Here is a 17,437-nt window from a genome sequence, read left to right on the forward strand (position 1 = left end):
AAGATGAGTTTATATGTATATTTTGTAAAAATAGAAAAAGTGTGTTTACATTCAGTTTACATTTATAGCGTATTCTAGTTTTAGAGATAATAGTTTTGTTTATAACGAGGAGATGGACGACAATGGAAGTTAGGAAGACAGAAAAGAAAAAAGGGAATTGGAGGCAGTTTTTACGTCTTATTCAAGATACAAATCCACCGAAAGGCATTCTTATTTTTGCATTACTAATGAGCTTACTTTCTACTGGAGCGGGTTTGTTTATTCCAATGCTGACAAAAGGCTTAGTTGATAATTTTTCACTTTCCTCAATTAGTACGGGACAAATTATTGGATTAATTGCATTCTTTATTATTCAAACAATTGCTGCAGGGTTGTCTATTTATTTACTGAATTATATTGGACAAAAAATTGTGGCTGGACTTAGGGAACGATTATGGAAAAAGGTACTTATTTTACCAGTGTCTTATTATGATCAAAATAGAACGGGAGATACAATTAGTCGTATGACAAATGATACAGGTGTTGTTAAAACATTAATTTCTGAGCATTTGTCAAACTTATTAACAGGCGGTATCTCAATTATTGGGTCATTAATTGTATTATTTGTTTTAGACTGGAAAATGACAATTTTACTTTTAACGGTTATTCCGTTATCGGTACTAATTTTAGTTCCACTGGGACGGAAAATGTATAAGATTTCAAAAGCGCTTCAAGATGAAACAGCTTCGTTTACAAGTGTGTTAACACAAGTGTTATCAGAAATTCGTTTAGTGAAATCTTCAAATACGGAAAAAAGAGAATATGAAACAGGGAATACAGGTATCCAAAAATTATTGCAATTTGGTTTGAAAGAAGGAAAAGTACAAGCATTAATTTCACCAGTTATGTCGTTTGTTTTAATGGCATTACTTGTTATTATCGTAGGGTATGGCGGGATGCGAGTTTCGAGTGGTGCATTAACAACAGGTGAACTTGTAGCATTTATTTTGTATTTAGTTCAAATTATTATGCCGATGAGTCAGTTATCTATGTTCTTTACTCAGTTCCAAAAAGCAATTGGTGCAACCGAAAGAATTAATACGATTTTAGAATATGAGGTAGAAGATCATGAAACAGGTATGAATGTTACAAATGCGAAGCAGCCGATCGTTATTGAAAATGTACATTTTGAGTATAACGAAGAAGAGAAAATATTGAAAAATATCGACTTCACGATTGAATCTGGAAAAGTAACAGCGATTGTAGGACCAAGTGGTAGCGGGAAAACAACTTTATTCTCGCTGTTAGAACGTTTTTATGAGCCGACTAGTGGTTTCATAAAATTAGGGAAAGAACCAATTACAGCCTATTCATTACAGTCATGGCGACGTCAAATTGGTTACGTTTCACAAGATAGTCCGTTAATTGATGGAACGATCCGTGATAATATTTGCTATGGTGTTGAGGGCGAAGTGACTGACGAAGAGATTGAAAAAGTAGCAGCAATGGCGTATGTTGATGCGTTTATTCATGATTTACCAAGTGGATACGCAACAGAAGTTGGAGAGCGTGGTGTGAAGCTTTCTGGAGGGCAAAGACAAAGAATTGCGATTGCTCGAGCGTTACTACGAAATCCGCAAATCCTGATGTTAGATGAAGCGACTTCAAGTCTTGATAGTAAATCGGAATCGGTTGTTCAGAAGGCGTTAAATAACTTAATGAAAGGTAGAACAACTTTAGTTATTGCGCATAGACTTTCTACTGTTGTCGATGCAGATAAAATTATCTTTATTGAAAAAGGGAATCTTACAGGAAGTGGCTCGCATGATGAGTTGTTACGGACACATGACATGTACCGTGAATTTGCAATGCAGCAGTTGAAAATTAAAGAAGGTGCCTTATAGAATGAAAACAATCAGTGAGAGGAAACTTCACTGATTGTTGATTTTAGAGTGCTAAAAAGTATGTTAAGCAGAAAGGATATGATTCCTTGATACCCCAAATTTTAATTGTAGATGATGATCCGCATATTAGAGAACTTGTTTCTGTATTTTTGGAACGAGAAGGTTTTCAAACATATGAGGCCGTTGATGGATTAGATGCTCTTCGAAAAATAGAAGAAGTGAAAGTCGATATGGCGATTCTTGATATTATGATGCCAAATATGGATGGGTTTGATTTGTGCTTTGAATTAAAAAAATACTATGATATTCCGATTTTGATGCTAACTGCTAAAGGAGAAACATCTCAAAAGATAAAAGGGTTTCACCTCGGAACAGATGATTATCTTGTGAAACCATTTGATCCTTTAGAATTAGTTGTGAGAGTGAAGGCATTATTGAAACGTTACCAAATTACAGTATCGCAATCTATTCAAGTTGGGAATGTACTGTTAAATCGTAAAACATTTGAAGTTAACGCCGGAGAACAAGCGGTCACGTTGCCGTTAAAAGAATTCGAGTTGCTCTTTACATTAGGGTCTAAAGCTGGAAGAACGTGTTCAAGAGAGCAATTAATTGAAGACGTATGGGGATATGATTTTGAAGGGAATGAACGTACATTAGACGTTCATATAAATCGGTTACGTGAAAAGTTTCAAGAAGAGCGATCAAAGTTTAGTATAAAGACGATAAGGGGCTTAGGGTATCGCTTAGAGGTAAGTAAATGAGAAGAAGAGAACGAATGAGTAAGTTGAAGATGTTGAAAGTAATTGGAGCGGTAATAGCACTCTTTTCTTTTCTCACTATAATCTGGTCTATCGCATTTTTTGTATCATCTAGTGTATTGAAAGCTCTTGAAATAAACGTATCGCCTTTTGTTACTTTTCTAATTAGTGACATGGTCGGCTTTGTATTTATTGTTCTTATTTGGACATTGATCGGAATATTAATGAGACCAAAACGAGAGGCGATGATTTGGACTATTATTGAACCGATACAAAAAATTGCAAAAGGAGACTTCTCCGTAAAAATACGAAATGAAGAAAAGTATGATGGAGAAATTGGTGTACTCGTAAAAAGTATAAATGATATGACAGAAGAGCTTAATGCAATGGAGAAAATGAGGCAAGAATTTGTATCGAATGTTTCTCATGAAATACAGTCACCTTTAACTTCTATAAAAGGTTTTGCTAGAGCGCTACAAGAGGATAATCTTTCAGACGAAAAAAGAAAGCACTACCTTACCATTATTGAAACCGAATCAACGAGATTATCTAAATTAAGCCAAAATTTATTGAAGCTAACCCTTTTGGAATCGGAAGAGTATGTACCAGAAAGAGTTACTTATCGATTAGATCAACAGTTAAAGCAAATTGTGTTAAATAGTGAACCACTCTGGGCTGAAAAAGAAATTGAGTTAGATCTTGATTTAGAAAAAGTGCATATTACTGCTGACCAAGAAAGTATGAGTCAAGTGTGGATTAATTTAATTCATAATAGTATTAAATTTACTCCGAGTAGTGGTACGATTACAATTCAGTTAAAAGAACATGAGGAATTAGTGGAAGTACGTATTCATGATAATGGAATTGGTATATCAGAGGAACAGAAGCAGCATGTTTTTGAACGTTTTTACAAAGCAGATTCTTCACGGAATCGCGCTCATGGAGGTAGCGGATTGGGATTGGCGATTGTAAAAAAAGTAGTAGATCTTCATCAAGGGGAAATTAAAGTTAAGAGCACGGAAGGAAATGGTGCGGAATTTATTGTACGTATTCCTTATTATAAAGAAAAACAGTGTTAGGGAAGTTTCCGCATGCCCATCAACCTAAAGAATCAAAATCCTCCCATAACTAAATTTTTATTCATTATTGACTACTGACTACTGACTACTGACTACTGACTACTGACTACTAATGGGTTATGTTAATTAGAATATTTCAGATTGTTAAAGAGTACATTTGAAAAATAGGTTTAAGTTGATGATTTTATAAAATAAAAGAAGGCGTTCCATATTTGGAATGCCTTTTCTTGATGTTTTGTTGCTAATGTGGGTTGCTAAGTTATTTCTATTCGCTTAATTCTCGTTTTTTCTTGATGAGGAGTAATTGGCGCATTTGAAATATGGTGGAGGAACAAAGAAGGGTACACATTGGATATTCAACTTCGTAAAAACGAGATTATCAGGCTGTATATGCCTTTATGAAAAGACACCTATTAAAGAAATTTACCTAGTTATTAAAATTTGCCAAATCCTTTTCTTACATAAGTATTAATTGATATGCCTATTTTAAAAAGGGTACATCTAATATTTTTTATGAATTAGTTTAAATATGGAGAAGAAAGGGATTTTTTATGTCCAATATGAAAAAATTGACACTTTTTGGGTTAATTGGTATTACAATGGCCTTTTTTGGAACGGTACGAAGTGTGCCGACTCTTTCAATTACTGGTTGGACCCAAATCTTCTATATGTTGATAGCTGCGTTTGCATTTGCTCTACCTATCGCGTTAATGTCAGCTGAGCTTTCTACGGCTTTCCCTGAAGAAGGTGGACCTCAAGTTTGGGTGGAAAATGCATTAGGTGAGAAATGGGGATTTGTCACCTCATGGTTATTATGGGTTCAAATGTTTTTTGGGATGGTAATGGTTGCGTCAACTGTTGGTATTCTATCGGGTTACGTTATTAATAAGCCAGAACTATCTTCAAACAACTATTTTATTTTTGCCATAATTTTAATTTCATACTGGAGTGTGACTTTATTAAACCTTAAGTTTGATATGGTAAAAGTTGCGGGTAACTGGGGTGCTGTTATTGGTGTGTACATTCCGTTTGTCATTCTTGTTGTTCTAGGTGTCATTTATATGATAAAAAACGGGATTCAATCGAATAGTTATTTAGGCGGATTTAAGCCAAGGGATCTTATTCCTAATTTTAAGGACTTAGGAAGTTTAACTTATTTATCAGGAATTATCTTTATTTTTGCAGGAGTAGAAATTTCGTCTGTACATGCAAATAATATTGATAATCCAAAACGTAACTATCCAATTGCTGTTATCACTTCAGTAATTTTATTAGCAATTTTTAATATCATTGCTGGGTTAACTGTTTCAAATGCGGTACCAAAAGGTAAATTGGAGCTTGCGAATATAACACAGCCATATATGATTTTCACTAAAAATCTAGGGATTCCATCTATCTTTGTTAACATTATTTCTTTAATGATTTTAATTGGGGTTTTAGTTCAGCTAAGTGCATGGGTACTTGGACCAAGTAAATCTATGATTAAAGTGGCAGATGAAGGGAATTTGCCGAAGTTTTTTCAAAAGAGAACAGAGAAAGATATTCCAATCACTTTTGTGATGATTCAAGCAATTGTAATTTCATTAGTATCTATCTTATATATAGTAGTTCCAGATGTAAACAGTGCATTCTTAATAATAACAATTACAACAACAATTTTGTATTGTATTGTGTACTCTTTAATTGCTATTTCAGCTGTTCGCTTGCGTTATAAGATGCCAGACGTTAATAGACCATTCAGATTAGGGAGTAAAGGGAATGGATTAATATGGACGGTCTCTATTCTTTCAATGATAAGTATTGTTTTTACGATTATTGTAAGTATTATTCCGCCATCTATTTTAAAGCCAAGTCAATATACTGGATATGTTATTTATCAAGTGGTCGTTACATTAGCAATGATTGGTATAGCACTTATCATCAACAAATTTAAAAAACCAGAGTGGAAGAAAGATAATAGCTCACCTGAGGATATAAGGAAATCAAGCTAAAGAACAAATAAATATTTGGTACGTATTCCTTAAGTTTTGTTATCAAATGAGTTGGCTTATTTGATTAACAGTGTTTTATATCCCGTTTTTGAGGGCAGATATTAATTTATGTGTGAATTTTTTGTGCAGAAAAAACCAAAAAATAATAACGTATTTTGTATCGAGGTTACTTAGGGAATATTTGTGATAATTTGGAGGAAATGAAAAATGAACTATAAAATACCGGATATTAATTTAAAAGCATTATTCTTAGGTGATAAAGGTGAAAATGCCGATTTATTTAAAGAGCTGTTAATTAAAATGGTAGATGAACATGTAGGTTGGCGTCAAAATTACCAACCACAAGACCTACCAATTATTACTCCGCAAGATAAAAGCTCGAAAAAATTCGTAGAAACTGCTGACCATATCCGCAGTGTAATGGATGTGTTATCTTCAAAACTTCGTACCAATTCATTACCATGGCATTCGGCAGGGCGGTTTTGGGGACATATGAATTCAGAAACATTAATGCCGGCTATTATTGCATATACAGCTGCAATGTTATGGAATGGGAATAACGTGGCATATGAATCTTCTCCAGGCACTTCTCAAATGGAAGAAGAAGTAGGGCATGAATTTGCTGCTCTTATGAGTTATAAAAAAGGTGAGAGTTGGGGGCATATTTGTGCGGATGGTTCTATTGCTAATCTAGAAGGCCTTTGGTATGCAAGAAACATGAAATCCCTTCCTTTAGCTATTAAAGAAGTAGCTCCTCAATTTGTAGAAGATAAATCAGAATGGGAATTATTAAATATGTCTACAGAAGAAATTTTAGATCTTTTAGAAAGAATACCTGGAAAAATTGATGAAATTAAAGCACATTCTGCGCGTAATGGTCAACATCTACAAGAGCTGGGCAAATGGTTGATTCCACAAACTAAACACTATTCTTGGCTAAAATCAGCGGATATTATTGGTATAGGCCTTGATAATGTGGAAACAATTGATGTTGATCATAACTATCGCATGGACATTGATAAACTTGAAGAAAAAATCCGAGAATTAGCTGCAGAAAAAATACCTATTCTTGGTGTGGTAGCTGTTATTGGTACAACGGAAGAAGGACAAGTAGATCGTATTGATAAGATTGTTGCGTTGCGTGAAAAATTAGCGCAAGAGGGTATTTATTTTTACATTCATATAGATGCTGCTTATGGTGGGTATGCTCGAGCGATTTTCTTAGATGAAAACAATGAATTTATTGACTATAACAAAATCGATGAAACATATGTAAAATATGGTATTTTCAATTCGGAAAATGAATGGTTGACAGAAGATATTTACAATTCTTTCAAGGCAATAGACCAGGCTGAAACCGTTACAATTGATCCGCATAAAATGGGGTATATACCATACTCTGCGGGTGGGATTGTTGTAAAAGATATTAGAATGCGTGATGTAATTTCTTACTTCGCAACATATGTGTTTGAAAAGGGAGCTGATATTCCTGCATTACTTGGTGCATATATGCTTGAAGGTTCTAAAGCAGGGGCAACTGCAGCCTCAGTTTGGACAGCCCATAAAGTATTACCATTAAACGTGACTGGTTATGGTAAATTACTAGGTGCAAGTATTGAAGGAGCTTACCATTTTTATCATTTTTTACAGGATAAACAATTTAAAGTTGGAGATAAAACTATTCATGTTTATCCATTAACAAAGCCTGATTTTAATATGGTTGACTATGTATTTAATGAAGAAGGAAACACAAGTTTAGCAAAAATGAACAAATTAAATCATGATTTTTTTGGTCAATCTTCTTATGTAAAAGGAAATATATACTACAATGAATTTCTTACTTCTCATACAGACTTTGCTATCCCTGATTATGGAAATAGCCCACTTCCATTTGTGAAAAGTCTTGGATTTAGTAAAGAAGAATGGGATAAGGAAAGAAAAGTAACAGTACTACGAGCTTGTGCATTATCTCCGTACGCTCATGATAAAGATGTATTCGATGAATACGCTAATAAGATTGAAAGCGCAATTCGAGAAAAACTTGAAATAATTTACAATGTGAAAAATAAAAATAATGATGAATCTGTTTAAGGTGTAGTATACGATAAACGTTGAAGAAGTGCAGCGCAGTAGTTATAGATACAGTTGCTGAGAGTAATATTAATGGTACAATCTGGGCGGCAATACGATTAAGAATGGTCCTTATGTATTTTTTAGACATAGGGACCTTTGTTTTCAGACACACTAAAAAGCGAATTCTTAAAAATGAAAGGGGTTAGAAAAGCATGAACATCATTGACGAATTAGAATGGCGTAATGCTATCAATCAACAAACAGATGCAGAAGGGTTACGTGAGTTAGTAGAAGAGAAAAAAATTTCCCTGTACTGTGGGGTAGATCCAACGGGCGATAGTATGCATATTGGACATTTAATCCCATTTATGATGATGAAACGTTTCCAATTAGAAGGGCATCATCCAGTAATTTTAATTGGAGGAGCTACTGGGACAATTGGTGATCCAAGTGGACGTCAAACAGAACGTCAATTACAGACGTTAGAACAAGTACAGCATAATGTTGAGGCATTGACGACACAAATGAAAAAGCTATTTGATTTTGGTGGTAATAGTAAAGTGAAGATGGTAAATAACTATGACTGGACACATCAGGTAAATATTATTGAATTTTTACGTGATTACGGTAAGAATTTTAGTGTGAATACGATGTTAGCAAAAGACATTGTAGCAAGTCGATTAGGGAGCGGGATTTCTTTTACAGAATTTTCATATCAAATTCTACAAGCTATGGACTTCCATCATTTATACAAATACGAAGGAGTACAACTACAAATTGGTGGTAGTGACCAATGGGGCAATATAACAAGTGGGTTAGATTTAATACGTAAATTAGAAGGGGGAGAGGTAAAAGCATTTGGATTAACAATCCCCTTAATGCTAAAAGCAGACGGCACAAAGTTTGGTAAAACAGCAGGTGGGGCGATTTGGTTAGATTCAGAAAAAACAACACCATTTGAATTCTATCAGTTCTGGGTGAATACAGATGATCGCGATGTAATTAAATATTTAAAATTCTTCACTTTCTTAACGAAAGATAGAATTGATGAATTAGCGGTCAAGGTTCAAACAGAACCTCATAAACGTGAAGCACAAAAAGTATTAGCAGAAGAAATGACGAAATTTGTTCATGGTGAGCATGCGCTTTCGCAAGCATTAAAAATTACAGAAGCGTTATTTAGTGGGGATATTCAATCATTAACTGCAGATGAAATTGAACAAGGATTTAAAGATATGCCAACTTTCCACGCTTCAAACGAAACAAAAAATATTGTTGAGTGGTTAGTTGACCTAGGGATTGAACCTTCTAGACGTCAAGCAAGGGAAGACATTAATAATGGAGCTATTTCTATGAATGGTGAAAAGGTAACGGATGTAAATACAGATGTTACAGTTGGAAACTCATTCGATGGAAGGTTTATCATTATTCGTAAAGGTAAAAAGAATTACAGTTTGGTGAAATTAGGGAAATAGATTCTGTTGATGGTAACAGTTCACTTCCATTCGAGAAGAGCTTTGAATTTAGTGACGAAGAATAGGAACAGCACTATGAGCTTGTGCGGCATCTTCATATGCTCATGATAAGAATGTACTTGAAGAATATGCTGTGAAGGTGGCAAAAGTAATTCAAGAGAAACTCGAAACCAACTATAATGTAGTGAATAAATTTAGTAGAAAATCATTTATCTACATAATTTATATTGTTACCGAATCCTAGCTAGGCAGTATACTTACTCCCTCAAAATTTAGCGGTGTTGAATATCCCCCATTTGTTTATATTATTTCGCGGTTTACCGGAAATTCCAAAAGTGAATCTAAAGAATTTAAAAAAGTTGATTAAATCCTATAATATTTTGTAGTTTATAAAACAACGTTGTTTGAGACTATCCCCTTTAAGTAGTAATTCAAAAACTTCTGGTAATGTGGAGAAAAGAATGAGACTTAGAGAGGACTTTTTTATGTTGAAAGGAGAGGTATTCATAATTATCTTATTGTTTTTTATGAAGAGAAGATTAGTTATTGATTTATTACTTTAGTTTTTCTTTAAATATGCATTTACCATTACTATAGTTACCTACAAGTAACCTACGCACATGAAAGTGCATCATTGCCTTTTTACATAAACATAGATACACTTTTAATATAATAAACAACTGAGAAGATTAAGGAGTGTTATACTTGGCAGAATTATTACAAGGTAAAAATGCTTTAATTACAGGAGCAGGTAAAGGTATTGGTCGTGCTGTAGCGATCGCATTAGCGAAAGAAGGCGTAAATGTAGGTCTTTTAGCTCGTTCAGAAGAAAACTTAAAAGCTGTAGCGAAAGAAGTGGAAGCAGAAGGCGTAAAAGCTGTTATTGCGACTGCTGATGTATCTTCGTATGAAGAGGTAACTACTGCAATTGAAACGTTAAAAACTGGTTTAGGATCTATCGATATTTTAATTAATAACGCTGGTATTTCTAAGTTCGGTAAGTTTTTAGAATTAGACGTTGCTGATTGGGAAAAAATCATTCAAGTAAACTTAATGGGTGTATACTATGCAACTCGTGCCGCTTTACCAAGCATGATTGAACAACAATCTGGTGATATCATTAATATTTCATCTACAGCAGGACAAAAAGGTGCACCTGTAACAAGTGCATATAGTGCTTCTAAATTTGGTGTTCTTGGTTTAACAGAATCGTTAGCAATGGAAGTTCGTAAACATAACATTCGTGTAACGGCTTTAACTCCAAGTACAGTAGCAACTGATATGGCTGTAGATTTAGGATTAACTGATGGAAATCCGGATAAAGTTATGCAAGCAGAAGATATTGCAGAGTTTATCGTAGCGCAGCTGAAGTTAAATAAACGTACATTTATTAAATCTGCTGGACTTTGGTCTACTAATCCGTAAGGGATAAATTTATAAAAAAGAGGGATATCTATTCTGTAATGGAGTGGGTGTCCCTTCTTTATTTTTTGTATTTGAAACTGAATTTTCGGTATAATCAAATGTGAATGGTAGAAAAGTATTAAAAAATTGAAGGGGATGGTATTTTCATGAGTACGATTGAGAAATGGACGGCTGTTGATCAATATATGAGTGATGTATTAATACCGAAAGATTCTATATTAGAAGAAGTTCTTCAAGCAAACGCTGTAGCTAATTTGCCAGCACATGATGTATCGCCGACTCAAGGGAAGTTTTTACAACTATTAGTACAAATTCAAGAAGGAAACAACAGTAAGTGAAAACACAGACAAATATATATATATATTAAAATATAAACATTAAATGATATGTATCGAAAGAGTTTTCAGAGATGATTAATGTGTCTGTTAAGACATTAAACAGATGGGATAATCAAGGTGCTTTAATTGCTTACCGAAACCCAAAGAGAAGAAGATACTATACAGAAGGACTGTATAGAAAATATATGGAAAATAAAGTAGGTAAAACAGTTATTTACACAAGAGTATCAAACCAAGGACAAAAAGATAAATTAGAGAATCAGATTGAGTGTTTGAAAGCATTCGCAAATGCATGAGGGATGATAGTAGATGAAGTTATCAGAGATAGTGTTAGTGGATTAAACTACAAAAGAAACAAGAGGAATAAATTGCTTGATGACTGCATGGAGAGAAATGTTTCAACCATCATCATCGCACACAAAGATAGGTTTGTTCGTTTTGGTTACGACTGGTTTGGGAGATTCCTTCATAAGATGGGAATCGAAGTTATCATTGTTACTAATGAAAAGTTGTCCCTACAAGAAGAACTTGCTCAGTATTTTATATCTATCATTCATGCTATAGATTGAGAAAATGTCGGAGGATGAAGAGCTATGAAAAAAGCCTATCTAATAGAGATTAAGCCGACAAATGAACAAATAACCAAGATTAATCAAACGATTGGAGTGTGCAGGTATGTTTACAATCTATACCTATCTAAAAACAAAGAGATATATGAATCCGAGGGGAAATTTCTTAGTGGCTATGACTTTTCTAAATGGCTAAACAACATTCATACGAAAGAGTGCGACCAGTGGATAAAAGAAGTATCAAGTAAAGCCGTAAAACAAGCGATTATGAACGGTGATAAAGCTTTTAAGCGATTTTTTAAGGGTTTATCTAAGTTTCCACGCTACAAGAAAAAGAAAAATGAAGATGTAAAATGTTATTTCCCTAAGAACAATAAAACAGATTGGACAGTGGAAAGACATAGAGTAAAAATCCCTACGATTGGATGGATGAGATTAAAAGAGCATGGATATATCCCGAAAGATGCGGTTGTAAAAAGCGGAACGATATCTAAAAGAGCAGGAAGATACTTTGTATCTGTGCTTTGCGAATTGGAAGAAACAAAAGCGAAGTCAACACTTAATTCAACAGGTTTAGGGATTGATTTAGGGGTGAAAGATTTCGCTGTACGTAGCGATGGAAAAACTCACAAAAATATAAATAAAACAGGGAAAGTAAAAAAGATAGAAAAACGGTTAAGACGTGAGCAACGTTCTTTATCACGTAAATTTAACAATATAAAAAAGAGAGGTGAACAATCAGTTACTAATAAAAGAGCGAATATAGATAAAAATATTCTTAGGGTACAAAAGTTGCACGCTCGATTAGCGAATATTCGACTAGAGTATGTAAAGTCTATTGTAACAAATGTGGTGAAAACCAAGCCAATGTTTATTACAGTGGAAGATTTGAATGTGAAAGGTATGCTGAAGAATAAACATCTATCTAAAACAATTGCCAAGCAGTCTTTTTATGCTTTTAAAACGTGGCTTTTGACTAAATGTGAGGAATATGGAATTGAATTACGTCAAGTAGACCGGTTTTATCCATCGTCAAAGTTGTGCTCATGTTGCGGTCAAAAGAAAGTAGACTTAAAGCTATCCGACCGAGTATATGAATGTGACTGTGGAAATGTAATGGATAGAGATTTGAACGCGTCAATCAACCTGTTACAAGCAAAAGAATATACAGTACTAACGTAAATAGACTGTATATATGTACGGTGGGCTACATCGGAATTTACGCCTGTGGAGTGTTAAATCAAACTGTAGTAGCAAGTAATTAGCGAAACAGGATACATAGAAGCAGGAATACTCTAAGAATATATATTTGTCTATATTTTTAGTAGCAGCTCGTAACATTTTAGAAATTGGCACTCTAGGCGGATATAGTACTATATGGCTTGCAAGAGCATTGCCATCTGGAGGACGAATTGTTACATTAGAAGCAAGTGAAAAGCATGCTGAAATTGCACGTAGCAATATTGAGCGTGCCAATTTGAATGATAGAATTGAAATACGAGTAGGATTAGCGTTAGATTCTTTAAAACAAATAGAAAATGAGAAGTATGAACCATTTGATTTTATTTTCATAGATGCTGATAAACAAAATAACCCTGCTTATTTTGAATGGGCACTGAAACTATCACGCCCTGGTACTGTAATTATTGGGGATAACGTAGTACGTGAAGGAGAAGTTATTGACAATACTAGTAACGACCCTCGTGTACAAGGGATACGCCGTTTTTATGAGCTAATAGCTGCGGAGCCTCGTGTAAGTGCTACAGCGCTTCAAACTGTCGGAAGTAAAGGGTATGATGGATTTGTAATGGCAGTCGTAAAAGAGTGATGTAAGGAGGTAAAAGGGATGAAAAAGAAGTTTCAAAAATTATAACATGTATTGTGTGCAACGCAGTTAGCTCGTGGACCTCCAACATACATAACAATATAAGTTTATATAAAAAATTGGAGGTTAGGAATAGATGAGAACTGAAAAAGAAATGCTAGACTTAATTATAAATACAGCAAAAGAGGATGAAAGAATTCGAGCAGTCATCATGAATGGATCACGTGTAAATCCAAATGTGAAAAAAGACTGTTTTCAAGACTATGATATTATTTATGTTGTAAAAGATATACAATCTTTTACGTGTAATCATAGTTGGATTAATAGATTTGGAGAAATAATGATTGTGCAAATGCCGGAAGAAATGTCGTTAGTTCCAGCGGATGAAGACGGGAAATTTCCGTATTTAATGCAGTTTATGGATGGAAACCGGATTGATTTAATGCTAGTTCCAGTGGATTTAATAAATAAATTTATTGGACAGGATAGTTTAAGTAAATTGCTACTTGATAAAGATAATTGTATTGGCGAGTTTGCACCAGCAAACGATAATGATTACATGATAAAAAAGCCTACAGAAAAAGAGTTTTTGGATTGCTGTAATGAATTTTGGTGGTGCAGTACAAATGTAGGAAAAGGATTGTGGCGCGAGGAACTTTCTTATGCGAAAGGGATGCTTGAAGGCCCTGTACGAGATATGTTGGTTGTAATGCTAGAGTGGCATATCGGTATGAAAACAGAGTTTACAGTTAATGCTGGGAAGTTTGGAAAGCATTTCGAACAATATGTTGAAAAAGATGTCTGGGAGCAGTTTAAAAGGACATTTTCAAATGCAGAATATGAAAACATTTGGGATTCATTTTTCGTAATGGGTGATTTATTTAGGAAAGTTGCGAACGAAATTGCTAACACTTATGAATATCAATATCCGCAAGATGCCGATGACAAAGTGTCGAGTTATTTAAAGCATGTAAGAAAATTACCGAAAGATAGTAAAGTAATTTATTAAGTATATAAATCAGTAAGACTGTCCTAATTACGGACAGTCTTATTTTTGTTCATGAATAAGAATTTCTCTAACAAAGTGCAGCTGAATCACATATGAAATTTTAGGGAGGTTTTTATCATGTATTATTTTTATTCACCAGAAATGTTCGTTCCATTTCCTTTGGGGCTAGAACGCAATATTTCGTATGCTTATATGCCATATCATTCATTTTATTATGGAGACTATGTAAATGCGATGCCATACGCATTACATGTTCCTCAAAATTATGAAGCCGAAATGAAAGAAGAGGATCGAGGGTCATGGACACCATTTTCGTGGGCCGAAAAATATGCGTATGCATTTTCAGGACCATACAATAAAGCAGAAGTGGCTCTTACATTTGATGATGGACCAGATTTAGTATTTACGCCAAAAATTTTAGATAAGTTAAAACAACATAATGTAAAAGCTACTTTTTTCCTGCTTGGTGAAAATGCAGAAAGGTATCCAAATGTAGTAAAGCGTATCGCTAATGAAGGGCATGTAATTGGTAATCATACGTATAGTCATCCGAATTTAGCGAAAGTAAATGAGGCTGAGTACCATAATCAAATTATAAAAACGGAAGAAATATTAAATCGTTTAGCTGGTTATGCACCGAAGTTTATACGCCCGCCGTACGGTGAAATACTTGAAAATCAATTGAAGTGGGCGACAGAACAAAATTTTATGATTGTACAGTGGAGTGTTGATACGGTTGATTGGAAAGGTGTAAGTGCTGATACAATTACAAATAATGTGTTAGGGAATTCATTTCCAGGTAGTGTTATACTTCAACATTCAACTCCAGGTGGACATTTACAAGGATCAGTAGAGGCGCTAGACAAAATCATTCCACAGTTAAAAACGAAAGGAGCGCGTTTTGTAACACTTCCAAGTATGTTCCAGACATCTAAAGAGAGAAAGTGAAAATGTTAATAATTGGAACATGTAAAGTTGTATAGTATAATGAAAGTGTAAGTTAGGAGGTGGATATGATTGATGTATGCACTAGTAAACATAGGAATAAGCATATTGATTGGTATTATATTTATACTTGCCGCACTTATTCTTCAAAAAAATCCACCAACGGATATTAACGCAGCATACGGTTACCGTACGAAACGATCAATGAAAAATAAGGAATTATGGGATGCGGGTAACAAGTATAGTGCAGAAGTGATGAATCAAAATGGATTTATTATGATGTTAATTGGAAGTGTTATTAGTATATTGTTTAGATATCCCCATACAACAGCAGTGATTATGGCTGTCATGCTATTGTTAATTATACGTTTAATCATACGAGTAGAGAAAAGGTTAAAGAAACTTGAGAAATAATGGAAAAAATATGACTCCCGAGTATTATTAGCTGGGAGTCATATTTTATTTACAAACTATTATTTTTTAGCAATTCTTTGCCTTGTTCTACAACAAATTCATAGTATTCAAGATCATACGGATAAATATCTTCAAATGTTATTGTTATCGGTTTACTGTTTAGAGCAGAAATAGTCGTTATAGATGAAATATCCCTTTTTAATAGTTGTAGAAAAGAAGTTGCATGTACTTTCATCACATCGTCTACTTCTTCACCTGGTGCAAATGGAAGTGGCTTTATTACATTGTGAAAATACATATGACAAAACTCACGATCAGTAAGGTTTGAAATTTCATAATCTATTTTATAGATTCCTTTGTATGTTAAATCAGCCGTTTGGAAGGAAAGACCCAATTCTTCCTCAATTTCACGTAGACCGCCAATTTGTACATCTTCATCATGCATAATATGTCCGGCGGATGTAATATCCCATATACCTGGAGCTTCTTTTTTATTTTTAGAGCGTAATTGGAAATATAAGAACATATCCTCAGCATCTTTTTCTACAAACCAGCAATGAAATGTTTCGTGCCAATCACCGTCACGATGCACGTCATCACGTAATTTCTTTCCAAGTGTATTTCTTTCAGGATCAAATATTGTTAACCACTCTGTCATTTAAATTCCCCTTTCTGCAAATTTTATTATACAATATTTGTATTGAATTTTGGAAAAAAAAAGAAAAAGGAGTGATTATTAGTGAAGATAGAGAGTAAGAAAATAAAATCAATAATTTCAACTGAGGAAGAATTACGACAAATATTAGGGCAACCAAGTGAGCGAGCTTTGAAAAAAGTTATTTCATCACTAGATCACCATTGCGTAGATTTTCTGTCTAAATCTCCTTTTCTAGTATTATCTACTGCAAATAAATTAGGAGAGTGTGATGCTTCGCCGAGAGGAGACGCACCTGGATTTGTATATGTATTAAATAATAATAAAATTATCATTCCAGAAAGGCCGGGCAATCGTCGTATAGATTCAATTTTAAATATTATTTCAAATCCAAATGTAGGGTTAATCTTTTTTATTCCTGGTCTTGGGGAAACACTCCGAATAAACGGTACAGCATATATTACAAACGATGAAGAAATTTTGAAAGAAATGCAGGCGAATGGACGTAATCCGTTACTTGGAATTGTTGTTGAGATAGAGGAGTGCTATATCCATTGTGCAAAAGCTTTTATACGTTCAAAAATGTGGGATCCAGAATCGTGGTTAAATAAAAAAGAGCTACCTTCAGCAGCGAAGATGTTATTAGAGCATGCGAAAGTGAATGCTTCAGAAGAGGATGTTGCGCGTTCTTTAGAAGAAAGTTATACGAAAAGATTGTATTAAAAATATTTTATAAATATAGTTTTAGGAAGTGGGAGGCTTCTCGTTTTAGAATGAATTATTTATATATGAACTGCTGATTTACAAGTTAGAAATTTAAAATATAGGTAATAAGAGAAGTCTTTATAAAATGTTATTGTGAAATATAATAAAAAAGTATCTTTAAAATAGTGAGTGAAAATAGGCTTGCTTTTTAAAATTTTCATAACTATAATAAGTTAACAAATAGACATGAACGAAAAAGTAATGACAAGGACATGAAATCATTTTTACGG

14 protein-coding genes, 2 pseudogenes and 1 other annotated feature (1 of these 17 only partly in view) are annotated in these 17,437 nt (G+C 34.0%); of the genes and pseudogenes, 15 read left to right on the top strand and 1 reads right to left on the bottom strand.

From position 1 onward, the window contains the following. Window positions 1-122 precede the first annotated feature (122 nt). The 14 genes and pseudogenes from ACFVQC_RS14295 to ACFVQC_RS14360 all read left to right on the top strand — a co-directional run bounded on the left by ACFVQC_RS14295 (window position 123) and on the right by ACFVQC_RS14360 (window position 15,787). Window positions 123-1,883 (top strand): ABC transporter ATP-binding protein, encoded by a 1,761-nt coding sequence (locus ACFVQC_RS14295; RefSeq protein ID WP_377898535.1) that lies wholly within the window; start codon window positions 123-125, stop codon window positions 1,881-1,883. An 86-nt stretch (window positions 1,884-1,969) separates the two neighbouring features. Continuing rightward, window positions 1,970-2,647 carry an envelope stress response regulator transcription factor HitR gene (gene hitR, locus ACFVQC_RS14300; protein WP_377896008.1) on the top strand — a complete coding sequence of 226 codons (678 nt, stop codon included), beginning with the start codon at window positions 1,970-1,972 and terminating at the stop codon, window positions 2,645-2,647. Beyond that, on the top strand, window positions 2,644-3,723 hold the full coding sequence (gene hitS, locus ACFVQC_RS14305; RefSeq protein ID WP_377896009.1) for an envelope stress sensor histidine kinase HitS: 1,080 nt from the start codon (window positions 2,644-2,646) through the stop codon (window positions 3,721-3,723). The genes hitR and hitS overlap by 4 nt, the downstream gene beginning before the upstream one ends. Before the next feature lie 551 nt (window positions 3,724-4,274). Continuing rightward, a complete protein-coding gene (gene tyrP, locus ACFVQC_RS14310; protein WP_377898536.1) occupies window positions 4,275-5,714 on the top strand; it encodes a tyrosine-tyramine antiporter in 1,440 nt (479 codons plus the stop codon). Between the two features lie 207 nt (window positions 5,715-5,921). Continuing rightward, entirely contained in the window at window positions 5,922-7,805 is a 1,884-nt protein-coding gene (gene tdc, locus ACFVQC_RS14315; protein ID WP_377896011.1) for a tyrosine decarboxylase, read from the top strand. A gap of 194 nt (window positions 7,806-7,999) precedes the next feature. Then, window positions 8,000-9,262: a tyrosine--tRNA ligase gene (gene tyrS, locus ACFVQC_RS14320; protein ID WP_377898537.1), complete on the top strand. Its 1,263-nt coding sequence runs from the start codon at window positions 8,000-8,002 to the stop codon at window positions 9,260-9,262. A 705-nt stretch (window positions 9,263-9,967) separates the two neighbouring features. Continuing rightward, the gene (locus ACFVQC_RS14325) at window positions 9,968-10,687 is read left to right on the top strand and encodes a 3-ketoacyl-ACP reductase (RefSeq protein WP_377898538.1); all 720 of its coding nucleotides are present in this window, start codon (window positions 9,968-9,970) and stop codon (window positions 10,685-10,687) included. A 146-nt stretch (window positions 10,688-10,833) separates the two neighbouring features. After that, a pseudogene (locus tag ACFVQC_RS14330) lies at window positions 10,834-11,016 on the top strand (hypothetical protein); the annotation flags it as partial. A gap of 80 nt (window positions 11,017-11,096) precedes the next feature. Beyond that, window positions 11,097-11,594 (top strand): annotated as a pseudogene (locus tag ACFVQC_RS14335) (IS607 family transposase). Window positions 11,595-11,618: 24 nt separating this feature from the next. Next, a complete protein-coding gene (locus ACFVQC_RS14340; protein ID WP_201039396.1) occupies window positions 11,619-12,776 on the top strand; it encodes an RNA-guided endonuclease InsQ/TnpB family protein in 1,158 nt (385 codons plus the stop codon). 127 nt (window positions 12,777-12,903) lie between these two features. Then, entirely contained in the window at window positions 12,904-13,422 is a 519-nt protein-coding gene (locus ACFVQC_RS14345; RefSeq protein WP_377898539.1) for an O-methyltransferase, read from the top strand. Between the two features lie 133 nt (window positions 13,423-13,555). Beyond that, a complete protein-coding gene (locus tag ACFVQC_RS14350; RefSeq protein ID WP_377898540.1) occupies window positions 13,556-14,428 on the top strand; it encodes an aminoglycoside 6-adenylyltransferase in 873 nt (290 codons plus the stop codon). 117 nt (window positions 14,429-14,545) lie between these two features. Then, window positions 14,546-15,376: a peptidoglycan-N-acetylglucosamine deacetylase gene (locus ACFVQC_RS14355; RefSeq protein ID WP_016094238.1), complete on the top strand. Its 831-nt coding sequence runs from the start codon at window positions 14,546-14,548 to the stop codon at window positions 15,374-15,376. A 72-nt stretch (window positions 15,377-15,448) separates the two neighbouring features. Beyond that, entirely contained in the window at window positions 15,449-15,787 is a 339-nt protein-coding gene (locus ACFVQC_RS14360; protein WP_016094237.1) for an SdpI family protein, read from the top strand. A gap of 49 nt (window positions 15,788-15,836) precedes the next feature. On the opposite strand, the gene ACFVQC_RS14365 is transcribed toward ACFVQC_RS14360, so the two are convergent. After that, window positions 15,837-16,445 carry an NUDIX hydrolase gene (locus ACFVQC_RS14365; protein ID WP_016094236.1) on the bottom strand — a complete coding sequence of 203 codons (609 nt, stop codon included), beginning with the start codon at window positions 16,443-16,445 and terminating at the stop codon, window positions 15,837-15,839. Between the two features lie 81 nt (window positions 16,446-16,526). Between ACFVQC_RS14365 and ACFVQC_RS14370 the strand changes: the two genes are divergently transcribed. Beyond that, entirely contained in the window at window positions 16,527-17,165 is a 639-nt protein-coding gene (locus ACFVQC_RS14370; protein ID WP_219302041.1) for a pyridoxamine 5'-phosphate oxidase family protein, read from the top strand. Window positions 17,166-17,399: 234 nt separating this feature from the next. Continuing rightward, window positions 17,400-17,437: a binding site (T-box leader), on the top strand; it runs 194 nt beyond the window's last position.

The sequence above is a fragment of the Bacillus sp. NPDC057893 genome, from assembly GCF_042796455.1.
GTDB lineage: Bacteria > Bacillota > Bacilli > Bacillales > Bacillaceae_G > Bacillus_A.

What these genes read in the sequence shown, in the direction of transcription:
- tyrP (WP_377898536.1), top strand. Translation starts at nt 4,275, where the DNA reads ATGTCCAATATGAAAAAATTGACACTTTTTGGGTTAATTGGTATTACA.
- tdc (WP_377896011.1), top strand. Translation starts at nt 5,922, where the DNA reads ATGAACTATAAAATACCGGATATTAATTTAAAAGCATTATTCTTAGGT.
- tyrS (WP_377898537.1), top strand. Translation starts at nt 8,000, where the DNA reads ATGAACATCATTGACGAATTAGAATGGCGTAATGCTATCAATCAACAA.
- ACFVQC_RS14295 (WP_377898535.1), top strand. Translation starts at nt 123, where the DNA reads ATGGAAGTTAGGAAGACAGAAAAGAAAAAAGGGAATTGGAGGCAGTTT.
- ACFVQC_RS14340 (WP_201039396.1), top strand. Translation starts at nt 11,619, where the DNA reads ATGAAAAAAGCCTATCTAATAGAGATTAAGCCGACAAATGAACAAATA.
- ACFVQC_RS14350 (WP_377898540.1), top strand. Translation starts at nt 13,556, where the DNA reads ATGAGAACTGAAAAAGAAATGCTAGACTTAATTATAAATACAGCAAAA.
- ACFVQC_RS14360 (WP_016094237.1), top strand. Translation starts at nt 15,449, where the DNA reads ATGTATGCACTAGTAAACATAGGAATAAGCATATTGATTGGTATTATA.
- ACFVQC_RS14365 (WP_016094236.1), bottom strand. Translation starts at nt 16,445, where the DNA reads ATGACAGAGTGGTTAACAATATTTGATCCTGAAAGAAATACACTTGGA.
- hitS (WP_377896009.1), top strand. Translation starts at nt 2,644, where the DNA reads ATGAGAAGAAGAGAACGAATGAGTAAGTTGAAGATGTTGAAAGTAATT.
- ACFVQC_RS14355 (WP_016094238.1), top strand. Translation starts at nt 14,546, where the DNA reads ATGTATTATTTTTATTCACCAGAAATGTTCGTTCCATTTCCTTTGGGG.